This is a genomic window from Pseudomonas sp. GW821-FHT07F05 (genome assembly GCF_059418765.1).
The window spans coordinates 872,330-895,176 of the sequence record NZ_JBWKQL010000001.1 but is presented as its reverse complement, the minus strand read 5'-3'; the positions used below and the strand labels follow the sequence as shown (position 1 = coordinate 895,176).

The 22,847-nt window shown below is 61.5% G+C and carries 21 protein-coding genes, 2 tRNA genes and 1 pseudogene; all 24 read right to left on the bottom strand.

Features of this window, described 5'->3' with window-relative positions:
• Nucleotide 1: 1 nt before the first annotated feature.
• Nucleotides 2-75: transfer RNA gene (locus AC07RO_RS04225), tRNA-Asp, on the bottom strand.
• 74 nt (nucleotides 76-149) lie between these two features.
• Nucleotides 150-225 (bottom strand) — tRNA-Val (locus AC07RO_RS04220).
• Between the two features lie 162 nt (nucleotides 226-387).
• On the bottom strand, nucleotides 388-1,599 hold the full coding sequence (locus AC07RO_RS04215) for an O-succinylhomoserine sulfhydrylase (RefSeq protein ID WP_346626595.1): 1,212 nt from the start codon (nucleotides 1,597-1,599) through the stop codon (nucleotides 388-390).
• Nucleotides 1,600-1,620: 21 nt separating this feature from the next.
• Nucleotides 1,621-3,129: an amidophosphoribosyltransferase gene (gene purF / locus AC07RO_RS04210; RefSeq protein WP_065986403.1), complete on the bottom strand. Its 1,509-nt coding sequence runs from the start codon at nucleotides 3,127-3,129 to the stop codon at nucleotides 1,621-1,623.
• 12 nt (nucleotides 3,130-3,141) lie between these two features.
• A complete protein-coding gene (locus AC07RO_RS04205; RefSeq protein ID WP_037011737.1) occupies nucleotides 3,142-3,729 on the bottom strand; it encodes a CvpA family protein in 588 nt (195 codons plus the stop codon).
• A gap of 279 nt (nucleotides 3,730-4,008) precedes the next feature.
• The gene (locus AC07RO_RS04200) at nucleotides 4,009-4,713 is read right to left on the bottom strand and encodes an SPOR domain-containing protein (protein WP_192172717.1); all 705 of its coding nucleotides are present in this window, start codon (nucleotides 4,711-4,713) and stop codon (nucleotides 4,009-4,011) included.
• Nucleotides 4,697-6,003 (bottom strand): annotated as a pseudogene (gene folC, locus AC07RO_RS04195) (bifunctional tetrahydrofolate synthase/dihydrofolate synthase). The gene AC07RO_RS04200 and the pseudogene folC overlap by 17 nt, the downstream one beginning before the upstream one ends.
• Entirely contained in the window at nucleotides 6,000-6,920 is a 921-nt protein-coding gene (accD, locus tag AC07RO_RS04190) for an acetyl-CoA carboxylase, carboxyltransferase subunit beta (protein WP_192172945.1), read from the bottom strand. Before accD ends, folC begins: the two are co-directional and overlap by 4 nt.
• A 284-nt stretch (nucleotides 6,921-7,204) precedes the next feature.
• The gene (locus AC07RO_RS04185) at nucleotides 7,205-7,825 is read right to left on the bottom strand and encodes a phosphoribosylanthranilate isomerase (protein WP_495085330.1); all 621 of its coding nucleotides are present in this window, start codon (nucleotides 7,823-7,825) and stop codon (nucleotides 7,205-7,207) included.
• A gap of 59 nt (nucleotides 7,826-7,884) precedes the next feature.
• A complete protein-coding gene (gene truA / locus AC07RO_RS04180) occupies nucleotides 7,885-8,709 on the bottom strand; it encodes a tRNA pseudouridine(38-40) synthase TruA (protein WP_122623808.1) in 825 nt (274 codons plus the stop codon).
• 212 nt (nucleotides 8,710-8,921) lie between these two features.
• The gene (locus tag AC07RO_RS04175; RefSeq protein WP_495085329.1) at nucleotides 8,922-11,738 is read right to left on the bottom strand and encodes a FimV/HubP family polar landmark protein; all 2,817 of its coding nucleotides are present in this window, start codon (nucleotides 11,736-11,738) and stop codon (nucleotides 8,922-8,924) included.
• Between the two features lie 116 nt (nucleotides 11,739-11,854).
• Nucleotides 11,855-12,865 (bottom strand): aspartate-semialdehyde dehydrogenase, encoded by a 1,011-nt coding sequence (locus AC07RO_RS04170; RefSeq protein ID WP_495085328.1) that lies wholly within the window; start codon nucleotides 12,863-12,865, stop codon nucleotides 11,855-11,857.
• A gap of 108 nt (nucleotides 12,866-12,973) precedes the next feature.
• Nucleotides 12,974-13,537: a DUF1285 domain-containing protein gene (locus tag AC07RO_RS04165; protein WP_495085327.1), complete on the bottom strand. Its 564-nt coding sequence runs from the start codon at nucleotides 13,535-13,537 to the stop codon at nucleotides 12,974-12,976.
• 10 nt (nucleotides 13,538-13,547) lie between these two features.
• Complete coding sequence (locus tag AC07RO_RS04160) at nucleotides 13,548-14,153, bottom strand: DUF4823 domain-containing protein (RefSeq protein WP_495085326.1); 606 nt, start codon at nucleotides 14,151-14,153, stop codon at nucleotides 13,548-13,550.
• Nucleotides 14,154-14,270: 117 nt separating this feature from the next.
• Nucleotides 14,271-14,957: a TetR/AcrR family transcriptional regulator gene (locus tag AC07RO_RS04155; protein ID WP_463582786.1), complete on the bottom strand. Its 687-nt coding sequence runs from the start codon at nucleotides 14,955-14,957 to the stop codon at nucleotides 14,271-14,273.
• Nucleotides 14,958-15,423: 466 nt separating this feature from the next.
• Nucleotides 15,424-16,209 carry a TatD family hydrolase gene (locus tag AC07RO_RS04150; RefSeq protein ID WP_495085325.1) on the bottom strand — a complete coding sequence of 262 codons (786 nt, stop codon included), beginning with the start codon at nucleotides 16,207-16,209 and terminating at the stop codon, nucleotides 15,424-15,426.
• A 15-nt stretch (nucleotides 16,210-16,224) separates the two neighbouring features.
• A complete protein-coding gene (locus tag AC07RO_RS04145; RefSeq protein ID WP_037011754.1) occupies nucleotides 16,225-16,581 on the bottom strand; it encodes a PilZ domain-containing protein in 357 nt (118 codons plus the stop codon).
• A gap of 43 nt (nucleotides 16,582-16,624) precedes the next feature.
• Complete coding sequence (locus tag AC07RO_RS04140) at nucleotides 16,625-17,611, bottom strand: DNA polymerase III subunit delta' (RefSeq protein ID WP_495085324.1); 987 nt, start codon at nucleotides 17,609-17,611, stop codon at nucleotides 16,625-16,627.
• On the bottom strand, nucleotides 17,604-18,248 hold the full coding sequence (tmk, locus tag AC07RO_RS04135; protein WP_192172727.1) for a dTMP kinase: 645 nt from the start codon (nucleotides 18,246-18,248) through the stop codon (nucleotides 17,604-17,606). The genes AC07RO_RS04140 and tmk overlap by 8 nt, the downstream gene beginning before the upstream one ends.
• Nucleotides 18,249-18,291: 43 nt before the next feature.
• On the bottom strand, nucleotides 18,292-19,515 hold the full coding sequence (gene mltG, locus AC07RO_RS04130) for an endolytic transglycosylase MltG (RefSeq protein ID WP_495085323.1): 1,224 nt from the start codon (nucleotides 19,513-19,515) through the stop codon (nucleotides 18,292-18,294).
• 3 nt (nucleotides 19,516-19,518) lie between these two features.
• Nucleotides 19,519-20,334: an aminodeoxychorismate lyase gene (gene pabC, locus AC07RO_RS04125; protein ID WP_495085344.1), complete on the bottom strand. Its 816-nt coding sequence runs from the start codon at nucleotides 20,332-20,334 to the stop codon at nucleotides 19,519-19,521.
• Nucleotides 20,334-21,578 carry a beta-ketoacyl-ACP synthase II gene (fabF, locus tag AC07RO_RS04120; protein ID WP_192172729.1) on the bottom strand — a complete coding sequence of 415 codons (1,245 nt, stop codon included), beginning with the start codon at nucleotides 21,576-21,578 and terminating at the stop codon, nucleotides 20,334-20,336. The genes pabC and fabF overlap by 1 nt, the downstream gene beginning before the upstream one ends.
• Nucleotides 21,579-21,685: 107 nt before the next feature.
• Nucleotides 21,686-21,922, bottom strand: coding sequence for an acyl carrier protein (gene acpP, locus AC07RO_RS04115; protein ID WP_007987170.1), 237 nt, complete (start codon nucleotides 21,920-21,922; stop codon nucleotides 21,686-21,688).
• Nucleotides 21,923-22,108: 186 nt separating this feature from the next.
• Nucleotides 22,109-22,846 carry a 3-oxoacyl-ACP reductase FabG gene (fabG, locus tag AC07RO_RS04110; protein ID WP_037011760.1) on the bottom strand — a complete coding sequence of 246 codons (738 nt, stop codon included), beginning with the start codon at nucleotides 22,844-22,846 and terminating at the stop codon, nucleotides 22,109-22,111.
• Between the last annotated feature and the right edge of the window lies 1 nt (nucleotide 22,847).

Here is a 22,847-nt window from a genome sequence, read left to right as displayed (position 1 = left end):
GCGCAGCGGACGGGACTCGAACCCGCGACCCCCGGCGTGACAGGCCGGTATTCTAACCGACTGAACTACCGCTGCGCATTGCGTGGACTTTCGTCCTGCTGAATCTCAGTATCCTTCAGCGTCTGATGCTGCTGTGAAACACTCAACGATGGTGGGTGATGACGGGATCGAACCGCCGACCCTCTGCTTGTAAGGCAGATGCTCTCCCGGCTGAGCTAATCACCCTTGCTTCGCTGAGGCCGCGAAATTTACGCAGGTGACGAACCTAAGTCAATAGCCCGCTTGAAGTTTTTTTAAAAAGAGCGATTTTTAGCAGCAAGCACGAAGCTGCACATCAGGAACAAAAAAGCGAGCCCCCGAGGCTCGCTTTCTTGTTCAGGCACCTGCTTACAACGCAGCCAGACCCCGCGCGAGATCCGCCTGCAGGTCAGCGACGTCTTCCAGCCCTACCGCAACGCGGATCAGGCTGTCACGAATACCGGCGGCTTCCCGTTCCTGCGGCGACAGCCGACCGTGGGACGTGGTGCTCGGGTGGGTGATGGTGGTCTTGGTGTCGCCCAGGTTGGCGGTGATCGAGATCAACCGCGTGGCATCGATGAAGCGCCACGCGCCATCCTTGCCACCCTTCACTTCAAAGCTCACCACCGCGCCGAACGCCTTCTGCTGACGTTTGGCCAACGCGTGCTGCGGGTGGCTCTCGAGACCGGAGTAATGCACCTTCTCGATGCCCTCCTGCTGTTCGAGCCACTGCGCCAGCTCAAGGGCGCTCTGGCAATGGGCACGCATGCGGATGTTGAGGGTTTCGAGCCCCTTGAGGAACAGCCAGGCATTGAACGGGCTCAGGCTCGGGCCCGCGGTGCGCAGGAAACCGACGACTTCTTTCATCAGATCGCTGCGACCGACCACCACGCCGCCCATGGCGCGGCCCTGCCCGTCGATGAACTTGGTCGCCGAGTGCACGACCACGTCCGCCCCCATGCGCAGCGGCTGCTGCAGGGCCGGTGTGCAGAAGCAGTTATCGACCACCAGCAGCGTGCCCTTGGCGTGGGCGATTTCCGCCAGCCCGCTGATGTCGACCAGTTCCGCCAACGGGTTGGAAGGCGATTCGACAAACAGCATCTTGGTATTCGGTTTGATCGCCGCGTCCCAGCCGGACAATTCGGCGAGGGGGACGTAATCGACCTCGACCCCGAAGCGCTTGAAGTACTTTTCAAACAGGCTGATGGTCGACCCGAACACGCTTTTCGACACCAGCACATGGTCGCCGGCGCTGCAGAAGCTCATTACCGTAGCGAGAATGGCGGACATACCGGTGGACGTCGCCACCGCCTGCTCGCCGCCTTCCAGCGCGGCCATGCGCTCTTCGAACGAAGCGACGGTCGGGTTGGTGTAGCGCGAATAGACGTTGCCGGGGATCTCTCCGGCGAAGGTCGCGGCCGCCTCAGCTGCCGTGCGGAACACGTAGCTGGACGTGAAAAACAGTGGATCGCTGTGTTCGCGTTCCGGCGTGCGGTGCTGACCGGCACGAACCGCGAGGGTGTCGAAACCGACGCCCTCGAGATCGCTGTCCAGTCGACCGGCATCCCATTCCTGAGTCATGCCGCCTGCTCCTTGTCTGGATTAGTTGTTGTACAGATCGATGATCGCGCTCACCGCCTGAGTCTTGACCTTGGAGGCGTCATTGCGCGCCTGCTCGATCTTGTTCAGGTAGTGTTCGTCGATGTCGCCGGTCACGTACTTGCCGTCGAAGACCGAACAGTCGAAATTGTCGATCTTGATCTTTTTGCTGCCACTCACCGCCTCGATCAGGTCATTCAAGTCCTGATAGACCAGCCAGTCGGCACCGATGAGGTCGGCCACGTCCTGGGTGGAACGGTTGTGAGCGATCAGCTCGTGGGCACTCGGCATATCGATGCCGTAGACGTTGGGGAAGCGCACGGCCGGGGCCGCGGAACAGAAATAGACGTTCTTGGCGCCGGCTTCACGGGCCATCTGGATGATCTGCTTGCACGTGGTGCCGCGCACGATGGAGTCGTCCACCAGCATCACGTTCTTGCCACGGAATTCCAGCTCGATCGCATTGAGCTTCTGGCGCACGGATTTTTTCCGCGCGGCCTGGCCCGGCATGATGAAGGTGCGGCCGATGTAGCGGTTCTTGACGAAGCCTTCGCGGAATTTCACGCCCAGGTGGTTCGCCAGTTCCAGCGCCGCCGTACGGCTGGTGTCCGGAATCGGGATGACCACGTCGATGTCGTGATCAGGACGCTCGCGCAGGATCTTGTCGGCCAGCTTCTCGCCCATGCGCAGACGCGCCTTGTAGACCGAGATGCCGTCGATGATCGAGTCCGGGCGCGCCAGATAGACGTGTTCGAAAATGCACGGGGCGTATTTCGGGTTGGTGGCGCACTGACGGGTGTGCAGCTTGCCGTCTTCGGTGATGTACACCGCTTCGCCCGGGGCCAGGTCGCGGATCAGGGTGAAACCGAGCACGTCCAGCGAAACGCTCTCGGAGGCGATCATGTACTCGACGCCTTCGTCGGTGTGACGCTGACCAAAGACGATCGGGCGGATGGCGTCCGGGTCGCGGAAGCCGACGATGCCGTAACCGGTGATCATCGCCACGACCGCGTAACCGCCACGGCAACGCTTATGCACGTCGGTGACGGCCGCGAAAATGTCTTCCTCAGTTGGCTGCAACTTGCCGCGCACGGCCAGCTCGTGGGCGAACACGTTGAGCAGGACTTCAGAGTCGGAGTTGGTGTTGACATGGCGCAGGTCGGATTCGTAAATCTCCTTGGCCAACTGCTCGACGTTGGTCAGGTTGCCGTTGTGCGCCAGGGTGATGCCGTAAGGCGAATTGACGTAGAACGGCTGGGCTTCGGCTGACGTGGAGCTGCCTGCCGTTGGATAACGGACGTGACCAATGCCCATGTGCCCGACCAGACGCTGCATATGGCGTTGGTGAAACACGTCCCGAACCAGACCGTTGTCCTTGCGCAGAAACAACCGGCCGTCATGGCTGGTCACGATACCGGCAGCGTCCTGGCCGCGGTGCTGGAGGACGGTGAGCGCGTCATAAAGCGCCTGATTGACGTTCGACTTGCCGACGATACCGACGATGCCACACATGCGACACAACCCCTACTTAGTGGAACTGGATTTACCGAACACTTCCGGCGGCGTTGTAGGCGGCAGGAGGTGATCCTTGAACGGGATGTCAACAGGTACGCTGACTCCGCTGGCTAGCCACTTGCTGGACATCCCGAGAATCAGGTTTTTCGACCAGTCAGCGACCATGACAAATTGCGGGAGCAGCCTCGACTGCTGCCACCATTGATCCTGTTGCACCGGGCCCAGGCTCAACAGCCCGACCGCGACGACAACCAGCAAGGCTCCGCGCGCCGCGCCGAAGACCATGCCCAGAAAACGATCGGTCCCGGACAGCCCGGTGACGCGAATCAGTTCTCCAATCAGAAAGTTGACCATGGCGCCGACCAGCAGTGTGGCGACGAAAAGAATGGTGCAGCCCGCAATCACGCGCGCCGAAGGTGCTTCGATGTAGTTGACCAGATACTGGGCCAGCGATCCGCCAAACATCCAGGCGACGGCACCTGCGATGATCCACGTCAGCAAGGACAGTGCTTCTTTGACGAAGCCGCGCTTGAGACTGATCAAAGCGGAGATGGCGACAATTGCAATGATCGCCCAGTCAACCGGAGTAAATGACACGTCGCAGCCTACAGACTGATAAGGCGGCGGATTTTAGCAGAGCACTCGCCTGCCGGTAAGCAGCGATTGCGGATGAAGGCCAATTAAGGCGAACTATTGGACTTTGTTCGAGGTCGGGGCGGGTTGAACCCTAAGTCGAGGGTGTCAGATCCGGCCCCTTCCCTGGTGGGACCGGCTTTAGCCGGGAAGGCGGCATTTGCCACACCGCGAAATCGAGGGTGGCTGATCCGGCCTCTTCCCGGCTAAAGCCGGTCCTACTGGGGGAAGGCGTCAGTCGAGTTACCTACGCTCCGGCTGGAAGCGCACGACGATGCCTTTGATTTTCTGCTGCTTTTCCAGCGTGTCACGCAAACGATCGGCCTCGGCACGCTCGATCACCGGGCCCACGAAGACACGGTTCACGCCATCGGAGGTGCGGATGTAGGCGTTGTAGCCCTGAGTGCGCAGGGTCTTCTGCAGATTGTCGGCGTTGGCGCGGTTGGACAGGCTCGCCAGTTGCACCGACCACGTGACCGACAGACCATTTGCATCAACCCGGCTGGTGTCAGCCGCCGATGCGACGGGTGCTGGCGCTTGAGCGGGTGCAGGTGTCGGCGCCGGAGCAGGTTTCGCGGGCGCGGTCTGAACGGCCTTCGGCGCAGCAGCCACAGGCTTGGAAGGCGCTGGCGCAATGGGCATTGCCGGCGGCTGCTGACTGGTGCGCTGCTGAACGGGCTGAGCAGTATGGGTGGACTGAGCAGGCTGGGTCAGTTCGTCATCGGTCGGCACGGGCTCCTGCGGCAATGGCTGCTGTTCAGGCACGCTGACCGGCTCGACCTTGATCGGCGAGGTGGCCGGCGCTTGCGGAGCGGCAGGCGCATCGACCTGCACACGGCGGGCTTCGTCCTGACGCGAAAACAGCATCGGCAGAAAAATCACCGCGATGGCAATCAGCACCAACGCTCCCACCATGCGCTGTTTGTACGCTTTATCCAGCAAAGCCATGTGTCACTTCCTCCGTGACGCGCCAGCAAGCCATTCCAGGGCCTCGGCTACGCAGTAAAAAGACCCGAACAGAACAATCTCGTCGTCGGCTGTCGCGTGGGCGCATTGGGCTTCAAGCGCCAGCGCGATACTCGGGTGAGACGTCACGCGAGCGCCAAGGTTCTGCAACGCCTGTTCGATCTCTTGTGCCGGACGACTGCGCGGCGTTGGCAGCGGCGCCACGGCCCAGCTGCTGAACGTTTCGCTCAACTCCGCCAGAACGCCTTGCAGGTCCTTGTCACTGAGCAGACCGAACACCGCCAGCCGCTTGCCTGCCACCGGTCGCTGATTCAGGCGCTGAGCGAGAAACGTTGCCGCATGGGGGTTATGGCCGACATCCAGCAGAAGGCTCAGCGATTTGCCCTGCCAGTCGATGCTGCGACGATCAAGGCGACCGGTGACGCGCGTGTTGACGAGCGCATCCCGTAGGGTCGCCTCATCCCACGGCAAATCCAGCAGCAGGTAGGCCTGCAGCGCCAGGGCCGCGTTCTGCATGGGCAGGTCGAGTAACGGCAGCGAATGCAGTTCGACTTTCCGGCCGTTTGCGTCGGTGCCCGACCAGTCCCAACCCGTCGCGTTGATCTGCAGCTCGAAATCGCGACCGCGCAGCGACAGCGGGCAATTCAGTGACCGCGCCTTCTCGAGCAATGGCTGCGGTGGATCGAGATCGCCGCACAGCGCGGGCTTTCCCTCACGGAATATCCCGGCTTTTTCGAAGGCCACGGTTTCGCGGGTATTGCCTAGAAACTCCGCGTGATCGACGCCAATGCTGGTGACCAGCGCCATGTCGGCGTCGATCAGGTTGACCGTATCGAGCCGCCCGCCAAGACCGACTTCCAGCACGACGGCGTCCAGCCCGGCCTGCCCGAACAGCCAGAAGGCTGCCAGCGTGCCCATCTCGAAGTAAGTCAGGGAGACGTCGCCACGGCCACGCTCGACCACCTCGAACGCCGCGCACAGCTCGGCGTCAGTCGCCTCAACGCCCTGCACCTGGACACGCTCGTTGTAGCGCAGCAGGTGCGGCGAACTGTAAACGCCGACCTTCAGGCCCTGTGCCTGCAACAAAGAAGCAACGAATGCGCAGGTCGAGCCCTTGCCGTTGGTGCCGGTGACGGTGATCACTTTCGGCGCCGGCCGGGTCAGGCCCATCTGCGTAGCCACCTGCTGCGAACGTTCCAGCCCCATGTCGATGGCCGAGGGGTGCAGTTGTTCCAGGTAACTGAGCCAGTCGCTCAAAGAGCGTGCGGTCATAGGTTGGCCGGAGCAGGCGGCACAACGATCGGCTCAAGTTTCGGCGCCACGAATTTCGGCGTCGGCAGCCCCATCATCTGCGCCAGGACGTTACCCAGACGCTGACGCAGTTCCTGACGGTGGATGATCATGTCGATCGCGCCATGGTCGAGCAGGAATTCGCTGCGCTGGAAGCCTTCCGGCAGCTTCTCGCGCACGGTCTGCTCGATCACGCGCGGGCCGGCGAAGCCGATCAGGGCCTTGGGCTCGGCGACGATGATGTCGCCCAGCATCGCCAGACTGGCAGAAACACCGCCGTAGACCGGGTCGGTCAGCACGGAAATAAACGGCAGGCCTTCTTCACGAAGACGCGCCAGCACGGCCGAGGTCTTGGCCATCTGCATCAAAGAGATCAGCGCTTCCTGCATGCGCGCACCGCCGGAGGCCGCAAAGCAGATCATCGGGCAGCGGTTTTCCAGCGCGTAGTTGGCGGCCTGCACGAAGCGCTCACCCACGACCGCACCCATCGAGCCGCCCATGAAGGAGAACTCGAATGCGCTGCACACCACCGGCATGCCCAGCAGGGTGCCGCTCATGGAAATCAGCGCATCTTTTTCACCGGTCTGCTTCTGCGCGGCGACCAGGCGATCCTTGTATTTCTTGCCGTCGCGGAATTTCAGACGGTCCACCGGCTCCAGATCAACGCCGATCTCCTGGCGGCCTTCGGCGTCCAGGAAGATATTCAGACGGGCACGGGCGCCGATGCGCATGTGGTGGTTGCACTTCGGGCAGACGTCCAGGGTCTTTTCCAGCTCCGGGCGATACAGCACCGCTTCGCAGGACGGGCACTTGTGCCACAGACCTTCGGGTACCGAGCTCTTCTTGACCTCGGAACGCATGATCGAAGGGATCAGTTTGTCTACCAACCAGTTGCTCATGCTTTCTTTCTCCAGTACCGATGGCTCGAACGCGATGGCAATCGGTGCCATGCGCATGCCCTTAAACCAATGTCATGTACGGTGCCGCAAAATGTCGTACAGCGATCGGCGCGAGGCCTGACCTGCCAAAACAACACTCAGCAACACCACTCTCAACTTCCATCACGAGACGCAAGACGTCTTCGCTCAATCAATTCGGCCACGCGCATCAGCGGATGGCAGGCTAGTGGACGGCGACCGTTGGTCCGCCGTCACATCCCGGCCAATGTTGCCGGGCAAATGCCCTAAGCCCCGTGTACAGCACTCATGAATGCACGGATCTTGTCGTGGTCCTTCAGTCCTTTGGACTTCTCCACCCCGCCGCTCACATCAACCGCGTAGGGCTGCACCTGCGCGATGGCCTGGGAAACGTTGGCCGAGGTCAGGCCACCGGCGAGAATCACCGGTTTGCTCAAATGTTTTGGAATCAGCGCCCAATCGAAGGTTTCACCCGTCCCGCCCGGAATGCCCGCGACATAAGTGTCGAGCAGGATGCCGCAGGCATTGGCGTAGGCATCGCAGCTGGCCGCGATGTCATCGCCAGCCTGTACGCGCAGGGCCTTGATGTACGGGCGGTTATAGCCCTCGCACTGCTCAGGGGTTTCATCGCCGTGAAACTGAATGAGGTCGAGGGGAACGACGTCGAGCAACGCTTTCAAGTCAGCGCGCTCGGCATTGACGAACAGGCCGACGGTGCTGACAAAGGGCGGCAGCGCGGCAACGATTGCCTGGGCCTGCTCCACCGTCACGAAGCGCGGGCTCTTGGGATAAAACACCAGCCCGATGGCGTCAGATCCGGCCTCAACGGCGGCCAACGCATCTTCTATGCAGGTAATCCCGCAGATCTTGCTGCGAACGGCTGACATGTAGTGGAGACCTCAAGCCTTGCGAAAGTCCCGGATGGTAGCAAATGCAGTCACCTGCGTCAGCCGTCCAGTTCCGAGAAGCCAGTGAGAAAATGCGGGCCGATGTAGCGATCCGGTAATGGGAACTCGTCGCGGTATTCCACCTGAACCAGGTACAGGCCGAAAGGATGAGCCGTCACCCCGCCAGTTCTTCGCACTCGGCTTTCGAGCACTTCCTTCGCCCACTCGATTGGCCGCTCCCCTGCCCCGATGGTCATCAGCACGCCGGCAATGTTGCGCACCATGTGGTGCAGGAAGGCATTGGCGCGAACATCGATGACGATCATCTTGCCGTGGCGGGTGACGCGCAGATGGTGAAGCTGCTTGATCGGCGACTTGGCCTGGCATTGCCCGGCACGGAACGCACTGAAGTCGTGGGTACCGACCAGATACTCGGCGGCCAGCGCCATGCGTTCGGCATCCAGCGGGCGGTGGTTCCAGGTGATTTCCTGGCCCAGGTGCGCCGGGCGGATCTGATCGTTGTAGATCACATAACGATAGCGACGGGCGATGGCTTTGAAACGCGCGTGAAAATGCGCGGGCATGACCTTGGCCCAGGTCACGCTGATGTCGTGGGGAAGATTGATATTGGCGCCCATGGTCCAGGCTTTCATGCTGCGCTCGGCCTGGGTATCGAAGTGCACCACCTGACCGCACGCATGCACGCCCGCATCGGTGCGCCCGGCACACATCAGTGACACCGGCGAATCGGCCACTTTCGACAGGGCATTTTCCAGCGTTTCCTGGACAGTCAGCACGCCGGTCAACTGGCGCTGCCAGCCGCTATAGCGCGAGCCTTTGTATTCCACGCCCAGGGCGATTCTGGAAAAACCTTCGGCGGCCAGTTCGGCTGCCGCTGTTTCTGCCTCGGTGTCTGTAGTTGCCAAGAGCTTAAAGCCTGTCGATGTGCGCAAGGGCGGCCATTATACGGATCGAAAAGAAAGACGCCATCGGCAGCGGCCAACGGTTGACCCGGAGGCGAGGGACAAGCCGAAATGCTCGACCCGGAAACGCAAACGACCGCCGAAGCGGTCGTTTATTACAGCGGTGAATCCGCTCAGACAAGGCGCGACAGCATGTCCCGTGCTTCGGTCTTCTGGCCGTCGTCACCTTCCGCCACAACCTCATCGAGGATGTCGCGCGCGCCGTCGGCGTCGCCCATCTCGATGTAGGCCCGGGCGAGGTCCAGCTTGGTCGCGGCTTCGTCGGTGCCGGACAAGAAGTCGAATTCCGGTTCGTCGTCCGCCAGCAGAGCATCGTCTTCGGTGAAACGAGGCGAAGCATCCACCGGCTTGTCCAGCCCTGTGTCGAACGGCTTGGCGATCGGTGGCTGCTCAAGGCTCTGGGAAAGACGGTCCAGCTCGGCATTGACGTCGTCGATCTCGGAGGCGAACGCCTCGGACGCCTGCTCGGTTTCCATCTCGTCAGCCAGTGAGAGGTCGAAATCAGCAGGCAACTCGATGTCGTCTTCCAGCCCAGGCTTGTCGGCGCCCACCGACGCAGGCTGTTCGAACGGCGGCAGATCACGCAGATCGTCTTCCATTCCCAGCAAGTAATCGTCTTCGGCCTTCAACGCCGGCTGATCTTCTGCCAGATCCAGATCGAAATCGTCCAGATCGGCCGGTTTGGCAGCACCGGATGTCGCCTGCTGCTCGCGCAGGATCGCGTCGAAATCCAAGTCATCGGAAGCCGACCCGGCAAACGGCGCGTCCAGGTCCAGGTCGTCGAGTGCAGCGGTGTTCTGTGCCGCAGCGCGGTTGGGCGCATCAGCAGGCGATTCGCTGTCCAGGTCATCCAGGCTCAGGTCAAAGGCGTTGTCGAACTCTTCGTCCAGCGGCACTTCGGTGACCGTTTCGGCAGCCGGAGCAGGCTGCGCGGCGACTTCAGGCTCATCATGGAGCAGCTCTTCAACGTACTTTGCGTCCATTTCCGCTGCTAAAGCCGCTGCTGCTGCCACCCCTGCTGCTGCGGCAGCCGCAGCCGCCATGGACGGATAGCGGGATTTCAGCTCTTCGACTTCAGCGTGGTTCTTTCCCGTGGCGATCAGTTGCCGCTCCTGCGCGACAAACCCGGATTTGTTGTCCTGCTCGGCATAGACTTCCATCAGCTTGAGGCGCAGATCACTGCGCTGCGGCTCGTGCTTGATGGCGTCTTCGAGAACAGCGACCGCCTGATTGGTGCGGCCGTATGCAATGTGGATTTCAGCCTGAACGAGCGCGTCAGCCGGATGTTCGCGGACCGGCTCGGCGACGGTCGGCGCCGGCGGCGTCTTTGCGTGGGGCGCCGGCGCCTCCAGGCCTTCGAAGCTGCTGGCAGGCATGTCCATGTCGGACGCGAAATCAGACTCTTCGGCCAAGGCGCGCGCCATCTGACGATGCCTTTCCGCTTCGATCAGCGCATTGCGGCGGCGGGCCAGCAGCAACAGAAGCAGCAGCAACAGCAACAGCGCGCCGCCGCCGATCAACCCCATCAGCATCGGGCTGGCGAGGATCTTTTCGAGGGCGCTGCGGTTGTCTTCATCGACCACCGGTTCTGTCGGCACAATCAGCGCTTGATCAGGCGTGGCGCTGGTAACTGCCGCCCCGTCCACCGGCAGTGCGTCTTCGGGGGCGATTTCGTCGGGGGCCTTGCCGGCAACATCAGGCGCCACGGCGTTCGGCACGACCTGGGCCTGCATCGCCGGGTTGGCGGCGTTGTTCGGATTGGTGACGCTGTTGGGGCTGACCGCGGGATTGGCAGGATTGGCGGCATCAATGGGCGGCGGAACCGCTGCGCCCGACGCCTGCATCTTCGCCAACTGGTCATTCTTCAGTTGAATCAGGCGCTGCAGTTTGTCGACCTGGCTTTGCAGGTCGGTCATGCGGCTCTTTAGCTCGGCATTGTCCCGACGCGTGGTATCCAGGCTTTCCTGGGTGGTCGCCAGCTGGTTGCTGATATCGGCATTGTCACCGGCTTTGCCTTTCGCGCCCGCCTTGTTGGCAGAGACGAGGCTGAGGTTGTCCTTGGCGTCAATCTGCGACGGCGCAGCGCCAGCCCGGTCGCGACGGGTCGCATCAACCTGACGCGCACCGCTCGGCAGGCGTCGGCCTTCGCGCCAGGCGCGATTCTGCTCGGCCACTTCGGCCACCGCGCGGGGCTGCGCGAGCGCTGTTGATTCCTGCGGCGACGGCAGACGCAACACCTGACCTTTTTTCAGGCGGTTGATGTTGCCGGCAATAAAGGCATCAGGGTTCAGCGCCTGAATCGCCAGCATGGTCTGCTGTACAGTCCCGCCATTTTTCACGCGCTCGGCAATTTCCCAGAGCGTGTCGTTATTGGCGGTGGTGTATTGAGTGAATTTGGGTTCCGGCGCCGGCGCTGGAGCGGGCGTTGGAGGCGCAGCGGCCGGTGTTTCGGCGGCGGGAGCCGGAGCAGGCGCGGCGCTCGGTGCCGTCGACGGCAGTTGAGCGGCGGCCGCAGCGGCTTGCGGCGAGAACTTCGGCGGGTCCAGCAACAGGCTGTACTCGCGCAGCGCACGGCCATTGGGCCAGAGCACTTGAACGAGGAACTTCACGTAGGGATCGCGGATGGGTTTGGTGGAGGTGATGCGCAACACGCTCTTGCCACCGGGATTGACCACCGGGGTAAAGGTCAGGTCATCCAGGATCGCCACCCGGCCGACGCCGGCCTGAGCAAACTCCGCAGAAGTCGCCAGACTTGGCACCACCTGGGAGGCATTGAGGTCCTGCACTTCCGTCAGCTCGATTTCGGCCAACAGCGGCTGATTCAGGGTCGACTTCACGGTCAGACCGCCGAGGCCGAGCGCTTGGGCCATTCCCGATGACAGCGCCGAAGCCGCAGCGATTGCTAAAACGAGTTTACGAACCTGAACCATAGCCCATCCCTTGTTTGAAATTTCCCCGGCAATCGCGAAGATAATGCCTGCTCGGGTGTAGGGCGTATCGACACGCCGCAGCTAGAATGATTCTTCGAGTTGTGGGCAAGTATCTTTTACGCAACATCTTTTATCAACAACTCAGCCACCTGCACAGCGTTCAACGCGGCGCCCTTGCGCACATTATCCAGCGTGACCCAGAAATTCAGTTCACAACCGTCGTCGACGCCCCCGCGCAAACGTCCTACATAGACAGCATCCTGCCCTACCGCGTCGCCTACCGGCGTCGGGTAATCGCCGGCCTCAACCAGCTCGATGCCCTCGGCCGTTTCCAGCGCCACATTGACCGCGTTGATGTCAACCGCCTCGCGGGTCTGCACCGACACGCTCAGGCTGTCGCCGAAGAACACCGGTACCTGGATGCAACTCACGCCGACCTTGATTAAAGGCAGCGAGAGCAACTCGCGCAACTCACTGACCAAACGTTTTTCAAGTGGCACATGACCTTCGGCGTCAGGCTTGCCCACCTGGGCCAGCACGTTGAACGCCATCTGCCGGTCAAACACCTTGGGTTCGAGGGGGCGAACGTTGAGCAGCTCGGCGGTTTGCCGGGCCAGTTCGGTGACCCCTTCGCGGCCCATGCTCGACACCGCAAGGCACGCCGTCACGGTGATCCGCTCGATGTTCAGCAGTGCGCGCAACGGCGCCAGCACCAGCGCGAGGGCGGCGGCGCTGGAACTTGGGCAGGCCACCTGCTGCGGTGTGGCCAGATCAGCCAAACGGGCGCCGTTGACCTCGGGCACCACATTCGGCGCCTGCTCGACTGACAAGCCGGCGGACAGGTCGATCACCACGCAACCGGCGGCGGTGGCGCGCTCGGCATAGCTGCGGGTGACGGCAGCGCCCGCGGCGAAGAACGCAATCTTGGCCTTGCTGAAATCAAAGGCATCGACTTCACGCACGCGGACGTTCTTGCCACGGTACGGCACCGAGCTGCCGGCCGATTCGACACTGGCGAGCAGGTGCAAATCGCCGACCGGGAAGTCGCGCTCTTCGAGAATCTGGACGATGGTTTCGCCGACAGTACCGGTGGCGCCGATCACGGCGATATCAAAGGACTGACTCATGGAAAAACCTCAGGAAAAATCGGGGGGCGGCACTGTAACTGCCTGGCAAAAGTCAGGCAATTGGCCGCGAGCGGATTAGCGAACGTGGTGGAAACAGAAATGAAGGGATCAGGGCTCAAGGCCAATGGGGAAGAACTCGCCACCACTCCATACCCCCAGCCAGCGCTGCCCGTCGATCTCACGCACCACGGCCAGGTCCACCAACTGATAGAAGACGTTGCGGTGGATAAGCGCTTCGAGGTTGTTGCGCACCAGAATATAAGGCGCCGGTTCCTGGCTTTGCGGATCGAGGTCAATACGCAGCGGGTGGTCGGTCCCCGCCTCCACCACGTCGTCGACGTTGGTAGTAAAGCGCAGCAACTGCGACTCGCCGCTGCCTTCTACGTCCAGCAGGACCGCCACAAAAGGGGCGTCGTCAACCTTGATACCGACTTTCTCGACCGGGGTGATGAGGAAGTAGTCATCGCCATCGCGGCGAATAATTCTGGAAAACAACCGGACCATCGGCTTGCGACCGATGGGCGTGCCCAGATAGAACCAGGTGCCATCGCGGGCGATGCGCATGTCGATGTCACCGCAGAAATCCGGGTTCCACAGGTGCACCGGCGGCAAGCCCTTGCCGCTCCTGGCAATCTGGGCCAACAGATCGTTGGCTTTGTCCTGCCCACTCATACGCCACTCCTCAGCGGGCTTCGACGCCCAGCAAACCTCGAGCGTAAGCTTCCATCGGGGGTCCTAGCAAATCCTCGGGCTTGGTGTCGTACAAAGTCAGCAGACCACCACGGAGGTGAATGCGTGCCGAATCGATAAGGTAGCGGGTGTTGGTTTCGATCAGCATCAGCTGTATGACGCCGTTGTCGATGCCAAGACGGTCCACTGCTTCCTGGTCCGACCACTCGTCAAACGTGCCGATGCGGTCATCAGCTTTGGCAAAACGGGTGTACAGCAGATAGTGCGCGCCGGCGGCCCGAGCCTCGTTCATCGCGTCATCCAGACCTTCCGGGGCGCGGGCGCGGCGGACCATCGGGAAATATTCGATAAAACCGTTGAAGGCTTCTTCGGCCACGACATTGGGACGCGGGTAGGCGCCGCCCGGGGGAGCAAAGGCGCCTTGGGCGATATAGATGAACGAGTCAGCTTGCACGCGAAAGTTGTTCAACCGGCGGGTCGAACTGTGATCCAGCAGCCCGGCGTCACTGAGCTCATCGTGAGCGCCTTGTGCCAGATCGCTGACGTGCATGCAGCCACTCAACGCCAGTAGAGCCAGCAGTAAAACCAGGCTACGCATTTTTATCTCCAAAGTCCGGCGACGGAAAACCGGCGAATGGCCGGTTAATGCAGCTTTTGCGCCATGTCGGACCTGGAGAAGGTTTCGCTCGCTGAATCGGGTTTTTGCGGCTGTGGTTTATTCGGCGGCCGGGTCAGCCTGGGAGTCGGATTGGAGCTCGGGTTTGGTCTCGTGGCCGTGGTCGACATCCCGCTTGCGCTTGTTGCCCATGCGCACACCGATGTCCATCAGGAACTGGAAGAAACCTTCCTGATCTTCAAGGACATTGCTCCAGAACGGCGAGTGGTACAACGCCACCGCGCCATGCACCAGAGCCCAGGCGGCGCAGTAGTGGAAATACGGAGGGACATCTTCCAGCTTGCCTTCGGAAATTCGGCCCTTGATCAACAAGGTCAGGTGCTCGAAGTTGGAGGCGCGGATCTTGTGCAACTCCTCGACCAGCTCCGGCACCTGATTGCCCTTGACGACCTTCTCTTCCAGGCGGTCAAACAGCCGGTAGCGCTGGGGGTCGCGCATGCGGAATTCAAAGTAGGCGCGGGACAGCGCTTCCTTGTCCTTGTCGACGTCCGCCGAATGCAGCAACTCGTTCAAATCACGCTCGTAGTCGAGCATCAGGCGCAGGTAGATCTCCGCCTTGGATTTGAAATGCTTGTAGATGGTGCCTTTGCCGATACCCACGGCATCCGCGATCATCTCGACGGTGACGCTGTCTTCGCCCTGTTCAAGGAACAGCTTGAGCGCGGTGTCGAGAATCTCCTGCTCACGGCGGCGAAACTCACGGACTTTACGAGGTTCTTTCTGCATAGGAGGAGACTGTGGGTTCGGAATCAGAAGCGCCACATTATGCCTATCCCGCAGCAGAATGCACGAACGATCCGACCTCTATCCGTTTTCTGACGATTTTCGACAACGGCAGGCAAAAAGGAAACGCTCGAGACCGAACCAGTCTCGGTTTTTGGCGGGATGAGACAGGCAGTCGAAAATCAGGGGCGTCGGTGGAATTGCGGTATCAGCAGGCCGTCAGGTATTCCAAAACTGTTTAAAAATCGTACAGCGTGCGGCTGGACGCCTGCGGATTATAGCCAATACTTATATTCGCCAACGCAGCATCTCCCCCAAGTGCCCGCGTTGGTAAGGACACCAATGGATAGCGTGTCTTTGTTTTACTCCTAATGGTCTTAACCCGGATTCACCCCCCAGAACCCGGGTTTTTTTTGCCCTTGATTTGCTGAACGTCGGGGGCTGGGCAATCACTGCCATGCACGGCAGATCAGCCCTGGACGCGCGCCAGCGGGAACAGCCGCTTGAAGTTCTCGCTGGTCTGCTCGGCAAAACGCTCGTAGGTCTCTCCGCGCAACATCGCCAGAAACTCGGCCACTTCACGCACGTACTGAGGCAGGTTCGGCTTGCCTCTATACGGGATCGGCGCCAGGTACGGCGAGTCGGTCTCGACCAGCAGCCGGTCGGCGGGCACTTTGCTGGCGACGTCCCGCAGCGCGTCGGCGTTGCGGAAAGTGACGATACCGGACAGCGAGATATAAAACCCCAGATCCAGCGCGGCCTTGGCCATGTCCCAGTCCTCGGTGAAGCAATGCAACACCCCGGCTTGAGGCAACGCGGCTTCACGCAACAGCTCCAGCGTGTCGGCACGCGCACCGCGGGTGTGGACGATCACAGGCTTGCCGGTCACGTTGGCCGCCTGCAGATGAAGCCGGAACGAGGCCTGCTGCAACTCGGCTGCCTCAGGCTCGTAGTGATAATCCAGACCGGTTTCGCCGATAGCCACCACGCGCGGATGGTTGAGTTCGTCGAGCAGCCACTCCAGCGCAGGCGCCTCGCCGGGCTTGAGGTCCAGCGGGTGAATGCCGACCGAGCAATCAACGTCGTCGTAGCGATCGGCCAGCGCTTTTACGGCACCGGCATTCTCGGCACTGACGCCGATGCACAGGAAGTGTCCGACGCCCCGCTCTCTCGCCGCTTGCAGGGCGTTGTCGAGGGAGCCGTCGTGGGCGCTGAGGTCGAGGCGGTCAAGGTGGCAGTGGGAATCTACAAGCATGGCGGCGGGGGCAACTTACATCGTGTGGGTAGGACGGTCGGACTTAAGCGCTCCGGCCAGGTAGTTTTCAATCATGTTGCGCGCGGTGTTGTCGCCATCGTTGAACTGCACCCCAACGCCAGCGGCGCGGTTCCCTTGAGCGCCCTTCGGCGTGATCCAGGTGACCTTGCCCGCGACCGGAATCTTTTCGGGCTCGTCCATCAGGTTGAGCAACATGAAGACTTCATCGCCCAGCTTGTAGCTTTTGCTGGTGGGAATGAACAGGCCGCCGTTTTTGATGAAGGGCATGTACGCAGCATACAGGACGGACTTGTCCTTGATGGTCAGGGACAGGATGCCGTTACGTGGACCTGGACTCAGTGGCACGCTCATCTCGTTTCCTCAGGCAATGCATGATGTCATGCAGATGGCCAGTCTAACCCTGTCCGGTCAGGCCTGCCCACTGCACCAATAACGCTTCGAGCAACAAAACCCGGTTGAGGTTCGCTTTTGACATGACCTTCTGGCGCTGCAGCAGCACCCAGTCCTGAATCGCCAGCACGTTGCGCTGGGACGATTTCTGCGCCAGATACTGCACGACCTTGCGCATGTCAGTCAGGCCCAGGCCTTCTTCGTCCTGGGTCAGCTGATAGCGCAGGATCAGGCTCGACCAATCGCAGAACCAGTCGAACAGCAACAACAGCGGAATGTCCTTCCAGCCTTCGGCCAGCTGGGTCGGTGATTGCTGGCCCTTGAGCAACTTTTTAACGCCGTCCACCACCAGCGCCCGTTGCTCATGAACACCCTGGGCGTGCAGCTTGACCGCCACCAGGGGCGAACCGGCCGCGAGAGTCAGCAACTCAACGCGTTCCTGATCGGTGCAATCGGGCAGCGCATCGGCCAGCCAGGCGATGCTCATGGCATCACTGGGCAGCGGACACGCCTGTTGCACGCATCGGCTCTTCACCGTAGGCAGCAGCCGACTCGGCTGATGGCTGACCAGCAACAGAACGGTGTTGCCCGACGGCTCTTCCAGACTTTTCAGCAGGGCATTGGCGGCATTGATGTTCATCGACTCGACGGGCTCGATCAGCACCACCTTGCGCCCGCCCATCTGCGCGGTCTGTACCACGAAGCTGACCAGATCGCGCACTTGATCGACCTTGATCGCCTTGTCGGCCTCTTCAGGCTCCAGCACGTAATGGTCGGGGTGACTGCCGGCCGCCAGCAACGAGCAGGATTTGCACTGGCCGCACGCTTCAAGGCCTGCCGGGCGTTGGCACAGCAGCAGGTACATCAAACGCTCGGCCAGCGCCCGCTTGCCGATACCGGCCGGACCGTGCAGCAAATACGCGTGAGCATGTTGCTTGCGACCCGCCAGTTGCTGCCACAGGCCATGCTGCCAGGGATAAGCCTCAGCCATGCCGGCGAGCCGCCAGCAGCGCGGTCAACTCAGGCACCAGCACATCGAGGGATGCCTGGACTTCGGTCAGCGGCAGCGCCGCGTCCACCAGGCGATAACGCTCAGGCGCCGCGGCCGCGCGGGACAGATACGTACTGCGCACGGCGTCGAAGAACGCTCGGCCCTCTTGCTCGAAACGGTCCAGCTGACCGCGCGCGGAGGCACGGGCAAGGCCGATCTCGATGGGCAGATCGAACACCAGGGTCAGATCCGGACGCAGGGCGCCCTGAACGAAATCTTCCAGCACGGCGATGCGTTCGATGGGCAGGCCTCGGCCGCCTCCCTGGTAGGCATAAGTGGCATCGGTGAATCGGTCGCAAAGCACCACGGCACCCCGCGCCAGCGCCGGGCGAATCAGCGCGGCGAGGTGCTGCGCGCGCGCGGCGAACATCAGCAGCAGTTCGGTATCCACGAACATCTGCTCGTCACCCGGCGTCAACAGCAGCTCGCGGATACGCTCGGCGAGCGGCGTACCGCCGGGCTCGCGGGTCAGGACGACATCAATGCCCTCACTGCGCAGCCGTTCGGCCAGGTAGTCGCGGTTGGTGCTTTTGCCCGCGCCTTCGGGGCCTTCCAGGGTAATAAACAAACCGGTCACGGGCAGTCCTTGGTCAGATTCATGGCGAGTGTGCTCGCTGTTGTCATTTGCCGGGGTCATTGGCTGGAGTCGACGGAGCTGCAGCGTCTGTCTGCGGTTTCGGCGACTGCTCGCTGGCGTCCGGCTCAGACCCCTTCGGCTCGTTCGCCTTCGATTCTGTCGATGGCGGCTCTATGGGTTGCGGCTCTGAAGGCGGCTGCTCGACGGCGTTCGCCGGCAGCGCCGGTGCAGCGACAGGCGCCGGGCTGGAGCGATAGTCCGCGCGACGCTTGAGCTGAAACTCCTTTACCGCCGCGTTGTGCGCATCCAGATCGGCGGAGAATACGTGACTGCCGTCCCCTCTCGCCACGAAGTACAGGCTGTTGCCGGCCACCGGGTGCATCGCCGCATGGATCGCTTCACGCCCGACCATGGAAATCGGCGTTGGCGGCAAACCGGAGATGACATAGGTGTTGTAGGGCGTAGGTTCTTTCAGCAACGCGCGGGTGATCTTGCCGTTGTACCGGTCGCCGAGCCCGTAAATGACGGTCGGATCGGTCTGCAGCAACATGCCTTGCTGCAAGCGACGCACGAACACACCGGCAATCTGGCCGCGTTCCTGAGGCACGCCGGTTTCCTTTTCCACCAGCGATGCCATGATCAGCGCCTGGTAAGGATCGGTGTAAGGCACATCGGCAGCGCGCTTCTCCCATTCCTCCTGAAGTACTTCATCCAGGCGGTTGTAGGCTTGTTTCAGCAGCTCGACGTCGGTCATGCCGCGCACGTAGCGATAGGTGTCCGGGAAAAACCGGCCTTCGGGGAAGACGTCCGGATGCCCCAGCTTCGCCATCAGCTCGGTGTCGCTGAGGTCGCTCGCCGTCTGCTCCAGCTTGACCTGTTTGGCCAGTGCCGCGCGCACCTGACGGAAGGTCCAGCCCTCCACCAGGGTGACGCTGTACTGCACCACTTCACCTTTTTGCCAGAGATCGAGCAGCGACTCGGCGTTCATGCCCGGTGCCATGCGGTATTCGCCACTGTGCAGCGACTGGCCCTGCAGATTGAAGCGCCAGTACAAACGCAGCCAAAACGCGTCCTTGATGACGCCGTCGGCTTGCAGCCGATTCAGCACGCCGGTCGGAGAAGAGCCAGACGGCACGTCCAGCAGTTTTTCCTGGGTCAGATTGAGGGGCTGCTGCAGCGCGCTGTTCTGCTGCCAATAAGCCACACCCAGCAAGAGCCCCGCCAGAACCACACCTCTTTCCAGCAAGACGAGTAATTTTCGGATCACGAATCAGATATCCAGAAGCCCGCGAACAAGGTGTTGGAGTTTACGGGTCAGCGGCCCAACCGGCCAGTTCAGATGCTCGACGCCGCGCACCGGCCAGATGCCGTACACGCTGTTGCAGACAAACACCTCATCGGCCTTTTGCAGGTCGGACATCTGCAGGTCAAGCTCACGGGCCGGCATGTTCTCGCGCTCGGCCATCGCCAGGATCTCGGCCCGCATCACGCCGGCCACGCCACAGCGGCGCAGGTCCGGCGTCAGCAACACCCCGCCCTTGACCATAAACAGATTGCTGTAGACCGCTTCAACGATACGCCCCGACACGTCCCGCATCAGCCCTTCCGCGTACTCGGCACTTTGCCACTCGCCACGGGCCAGCACTTGCTCAAGGCGATTGAGGTGCTTGAGCCCGGCCAGCAGCGGCTGCTCGGCGAGGCGGGTCTGACAAGCGAACAGTTTGACGCCCTGCGCTGCATGGGCCTCGGGATACGCCGGCAGCCCACTTGACTGGAGGATGCGTCGCGGCTGCGCGTCCGAAGCGGGTGCATAGCCCCGCACGCCATCGCCACGGGTAACGATGAGCTTCATCACACCATCACCCAACTGGGCAGCGAAGCGGCAGCATTCCTCTTCGACCAATGCCAGATCCAGGTTCAGCGCCAGGCGCTGTGCACCCAGTGCCAAGCGTTGCAGATGACGCGGGAAGAGCAATGGCTGTCCGGCCTTGACGAGGACGGTCTCGAAGAGACCATCGCCGTATGCCAACCCCCGATCCTTGACGGCAAGGGAGTCAGCAGCAAGGCCATCGATCCAGCTCACGATCATTCGGCGTACCGGCGGAAGACCAGCGAACCGTTGGTGCCACCAAAACCGAAGGAGTTGGAGATCACCACGTCGATCGGCATTTTGCGCGGCTCGTGGGGAACGAAGTCCAGGTCGCAGCCTTCATCGGGCTCGTCGAGGTTGATCGTCGGTGGCGCGACCTGATCCTTGATCGCCAGCACACTGAAAATCGCTTCGATCGCACCGGCGGCGCCCAACAGGTGGCCCGTCATCGACTTGGTCGAACTGACGGCCAGCTTGTAGGCGTGCTCGCCGAACACCTTCTTGATGGCGCTGACTTCGGCCAGATCGCCCGCAGGCGTCGAGGTGCCGTGGGCGTTGATGTATTGCACGTCCTCTGGACGAATCTTCGCGTCACGCAGGGCATTGGTGATACAGCGCGCGGCACCGGCGCCGTCATCCGGCGGCGAGGTCATGTGAAACGCATCGCCGCTCATGCCGAAGCCGATCAGCTCGGCATAAATCGTCGCGCCCCGGGCTTTGGCATGCTCGAGCTCTTCGAGGACCATGGCGCCGGCACCGTTGGACAGTACAAACCCATCGCGACCCTTGTCCCACGGACGGCTGGCGCGGGCGGGCTCATCGTTGCGGGTAGACAGCGCGCGCGAGGCGCCAAAGCCGCCCATGCCCAGGCCGCAGGCCGCCATTTCAGCGCCGCCGGCAATCATCACGTCGGCTTCGTCGTAGGCAATGTTGCGCGCGGCCATGCCGATGCAGTGGGTGCTCGTGGTGCACGCAGTGGCAATGGCGTAGTTGGGGCCCTGTGCGCCGAGGTGGATCGACAGGAACCCGGAAATCATGTTGATGATCGACCCCGGCACGAAGAACGGGGAGATCTTGCCTGGCCCCTGTTCATGCATCAGCCGGCTGGTGTTCTCGATATTGGTCAGGCCCCCGATGCCCGATCCCATCGCCACGCCGACGCGCTCGCGATTGGTGTCGTCGATCTCGATACCGGAGTTGCGCACGGCCTGAAAGCTGGCAGCCAGCCCGTACTGGATGAACAGATCGAGTCTGCGGGCCTCTTTGGCCGACAGGTATTCCTCGACGTTGAATCCCTTCACCGATCCGCCAAAACGGGTGGTGTATTTGGACAGGTCCGTGTGTTCGATAGGCCCAATGCCACTCTGGCCAGCCAGAATGCCTTGCCAGGTGCTCGGCACATCCGTGCCCAAAGGCGTCAGCATACCCATACCGGTGACCACGACGCGTCTACGCGACACAGGACTCTCCTTTCTTCTATTGATGAAACGCTGCCCTATTCAAAGAAAAAACCGCACGCCAGGGGCAGTGCGGTTTCTCCAGGACAGCAAACTACGATTACAAAATCTTACGCCTGGTGGGCTGTAACGTAATCGATAGCGGCTTGTACGGTGGTGATCTTCTCGGCTTCTTCGTCAGGGATTTCGGTCTCGAATTCCTCTTCCAGAGCCATTACCAGCTCTACGGTATCAAGGGAGTCGGCACCCAGGTCTTCAACGAAGGAAGCAGTGTTCACGACTTCCTCTTCCTTGACGCCAAGTTGTTCGGCAACGATTTTCTTGACGCGCTCTTCGATGGTGCTCATACCGTGTTTTAACTCCTAGTGGACAAATTCAGGCAGCTGGCCGATGGGTAAGTGTATAGAAGAGGTTTTGCGCATTTCAAGCTAAACGCAATTCCCGCTACGCCCAACAGCCCTCTACCCCTTAAAAGATTTCAGCTTTATAACGGATTTTAGACAGCCCGTATGACATTTTTTCGATACGACCGGTCACATGTACATGCCGCCGTTAACGGGGATTGTAGCCCCGGTAACGTAGCCTGCACCTTCTGAGGCAAGAAAAGCGACAACATGCGCGATCTCTTCTGCCTGCCCCAGTCGGCCCAGAGGAATCTGTGCCGTCAGGGAATCACGTTGCGCTTCTGGCAGCTCGCGGGTCATGTCGGTGTCGATGAAACCCGGCGTCACCGAGTTGACCGTCACTGCGCGCGACCCGACTTCACGTGCCAGGGCACGACTGAAGCCTTCCAGACCCGCCTTGGCGGCTGCGTAGTTTACTTGACCTGCGTTGCCCATGGCACCCACCACCGAACCAATGCTGATGATCCGGCCCCAACGCGCCTTGGTCATCCCGCGCAGAACGCCCTTGGACAGGCGAAACAGACTGCTCAGGTTGGTGTTGATGACGTCATGCCACTCGTCATCCTTCATGCGCATCATCAGGTTGTCACGGGTGATACCGGCGTTGTTGACCAGGATCAACGGCGCACCAACGCGTTCGGTGATCTGGGCCAGCGCGGCGGCAACGGATTCGTCGCTGCCCACGTCCAGCGCCAGGCCGAAGCCTTCGATGCCGTTTTCCTTGAAATAAGCGGTGATCTTCTCGGCGCCGGACTCGGACGTCGCCGTACCCACGACGGTGGCGCCGTTACGACCCAGTTCAAGGGCGATCGCCCGGCCAATGCCACGGCTCGCGCCGGTGACAAGTGCAACTTTACCCTGACTCATG

Coding starts and splice junctions, on each gene's coding strand:
- AC07RO_RS04215 (WP_346626595.1), bottom strand. CDS start 1,599: ATGACTCAGGAATGGGATGCCGGTCGACTGGACAGCGATCTCGAGGGC.
- purF (WP_065986403.1), bottom strand. CDS start 3,129: ATGTGTGGCATCGTCGGTATCGTCGGCAAGTCGAACGTCAATCAGGCG.
- AC07RO_RS04200 (WP_192172717.1), bottom strand. CDS start 4,713: ATGGCTTTGCTGGATAAAGCGTACAAACAGCGCATGGTGGGAGCGTTG.
- accD (WP_192172945.1), bottom strand. CDS start 6,920: ATGAGCAACTGGTTGGTAGACAAACTGATCCCTTCGATCATGCGTTCC.
- AC07RO_RS04185 (WP_495085330.1), bottom strand. CDS start 7,825: ATGTCAGCCGTTCGCAGCAAGATCTGCGGGATTACCTGCATAGAAGAT.
- AC07RO_RS04175 (WP_495085329.1), bottom strand. CDS start 11,738: ATGGTTCAGGTTCGTAAACTCGTTTTAGCAATCGCTGCGGCTTCGGCG.
- AC07RO_RS04170 (WP_495085328.1), bottom strand. CDS start 12,865: ATGAGTCAGTCCTTTGATATCGCCGTGATCGGCGCCACCGGTACTGTC.
- AC07RO_RS04165 (WP_495085327.1), bottom strand. CDS start 13,537: ATGAGTGGGCAGGACAAAGCCAACGATCTGTTGGCCCAGATTGCCAGG.
- AC07RO_RS04160 (WP_495085326.1), bottom strand. CDS start 14,153: ATGCGTAGCCTGGTTTTACTGCTGGCTCTACTGGCGTTGAGTGGCTGC.
- AC07RO_RS04155 (WP_463582786.1), bottom strand. CDS start 14,957: ATGCAGAAAGAACCTCGTAAAGTCCGTGAGTTTCGCCGCCGTGAGCAG.
- AC07RO_RS04150 (WP_495085325.1), bottom strand. CDS start 16,209: ATGCTTGTAGATTCCCACTGCCACCTTGACCGCCTCGACCTCAGCGCC.
- AC07RO_RS04145 (WP_037011754.1), bottom strand. CDS start 16,581: ATGAGCGTGCCACTGAGTCCAGGTCCACGTAACGGCATCCTGTCCCTG.
- AC07RO_RS04140 (WP_495085324.1), bottom strand. CDS start 17,611: ATGGCTGAGGCTTATCCCTGGCAGCATGGCCTGTGGCAGCAACTGGCG.
- acpP (WP_007987170.1), bottom strand. CDS start 21,922: ATGAGCACCATCGAAGAGCGCGTCAAGAAAATCGTTGCCGAACAACTT.
- fabG (WP_037011760.1), bottom strand. CDS start 22,846: ATGAGTCAGGGTAAAGTTGCACTTGTCACCGGCGCGAGCCGTGGCATT.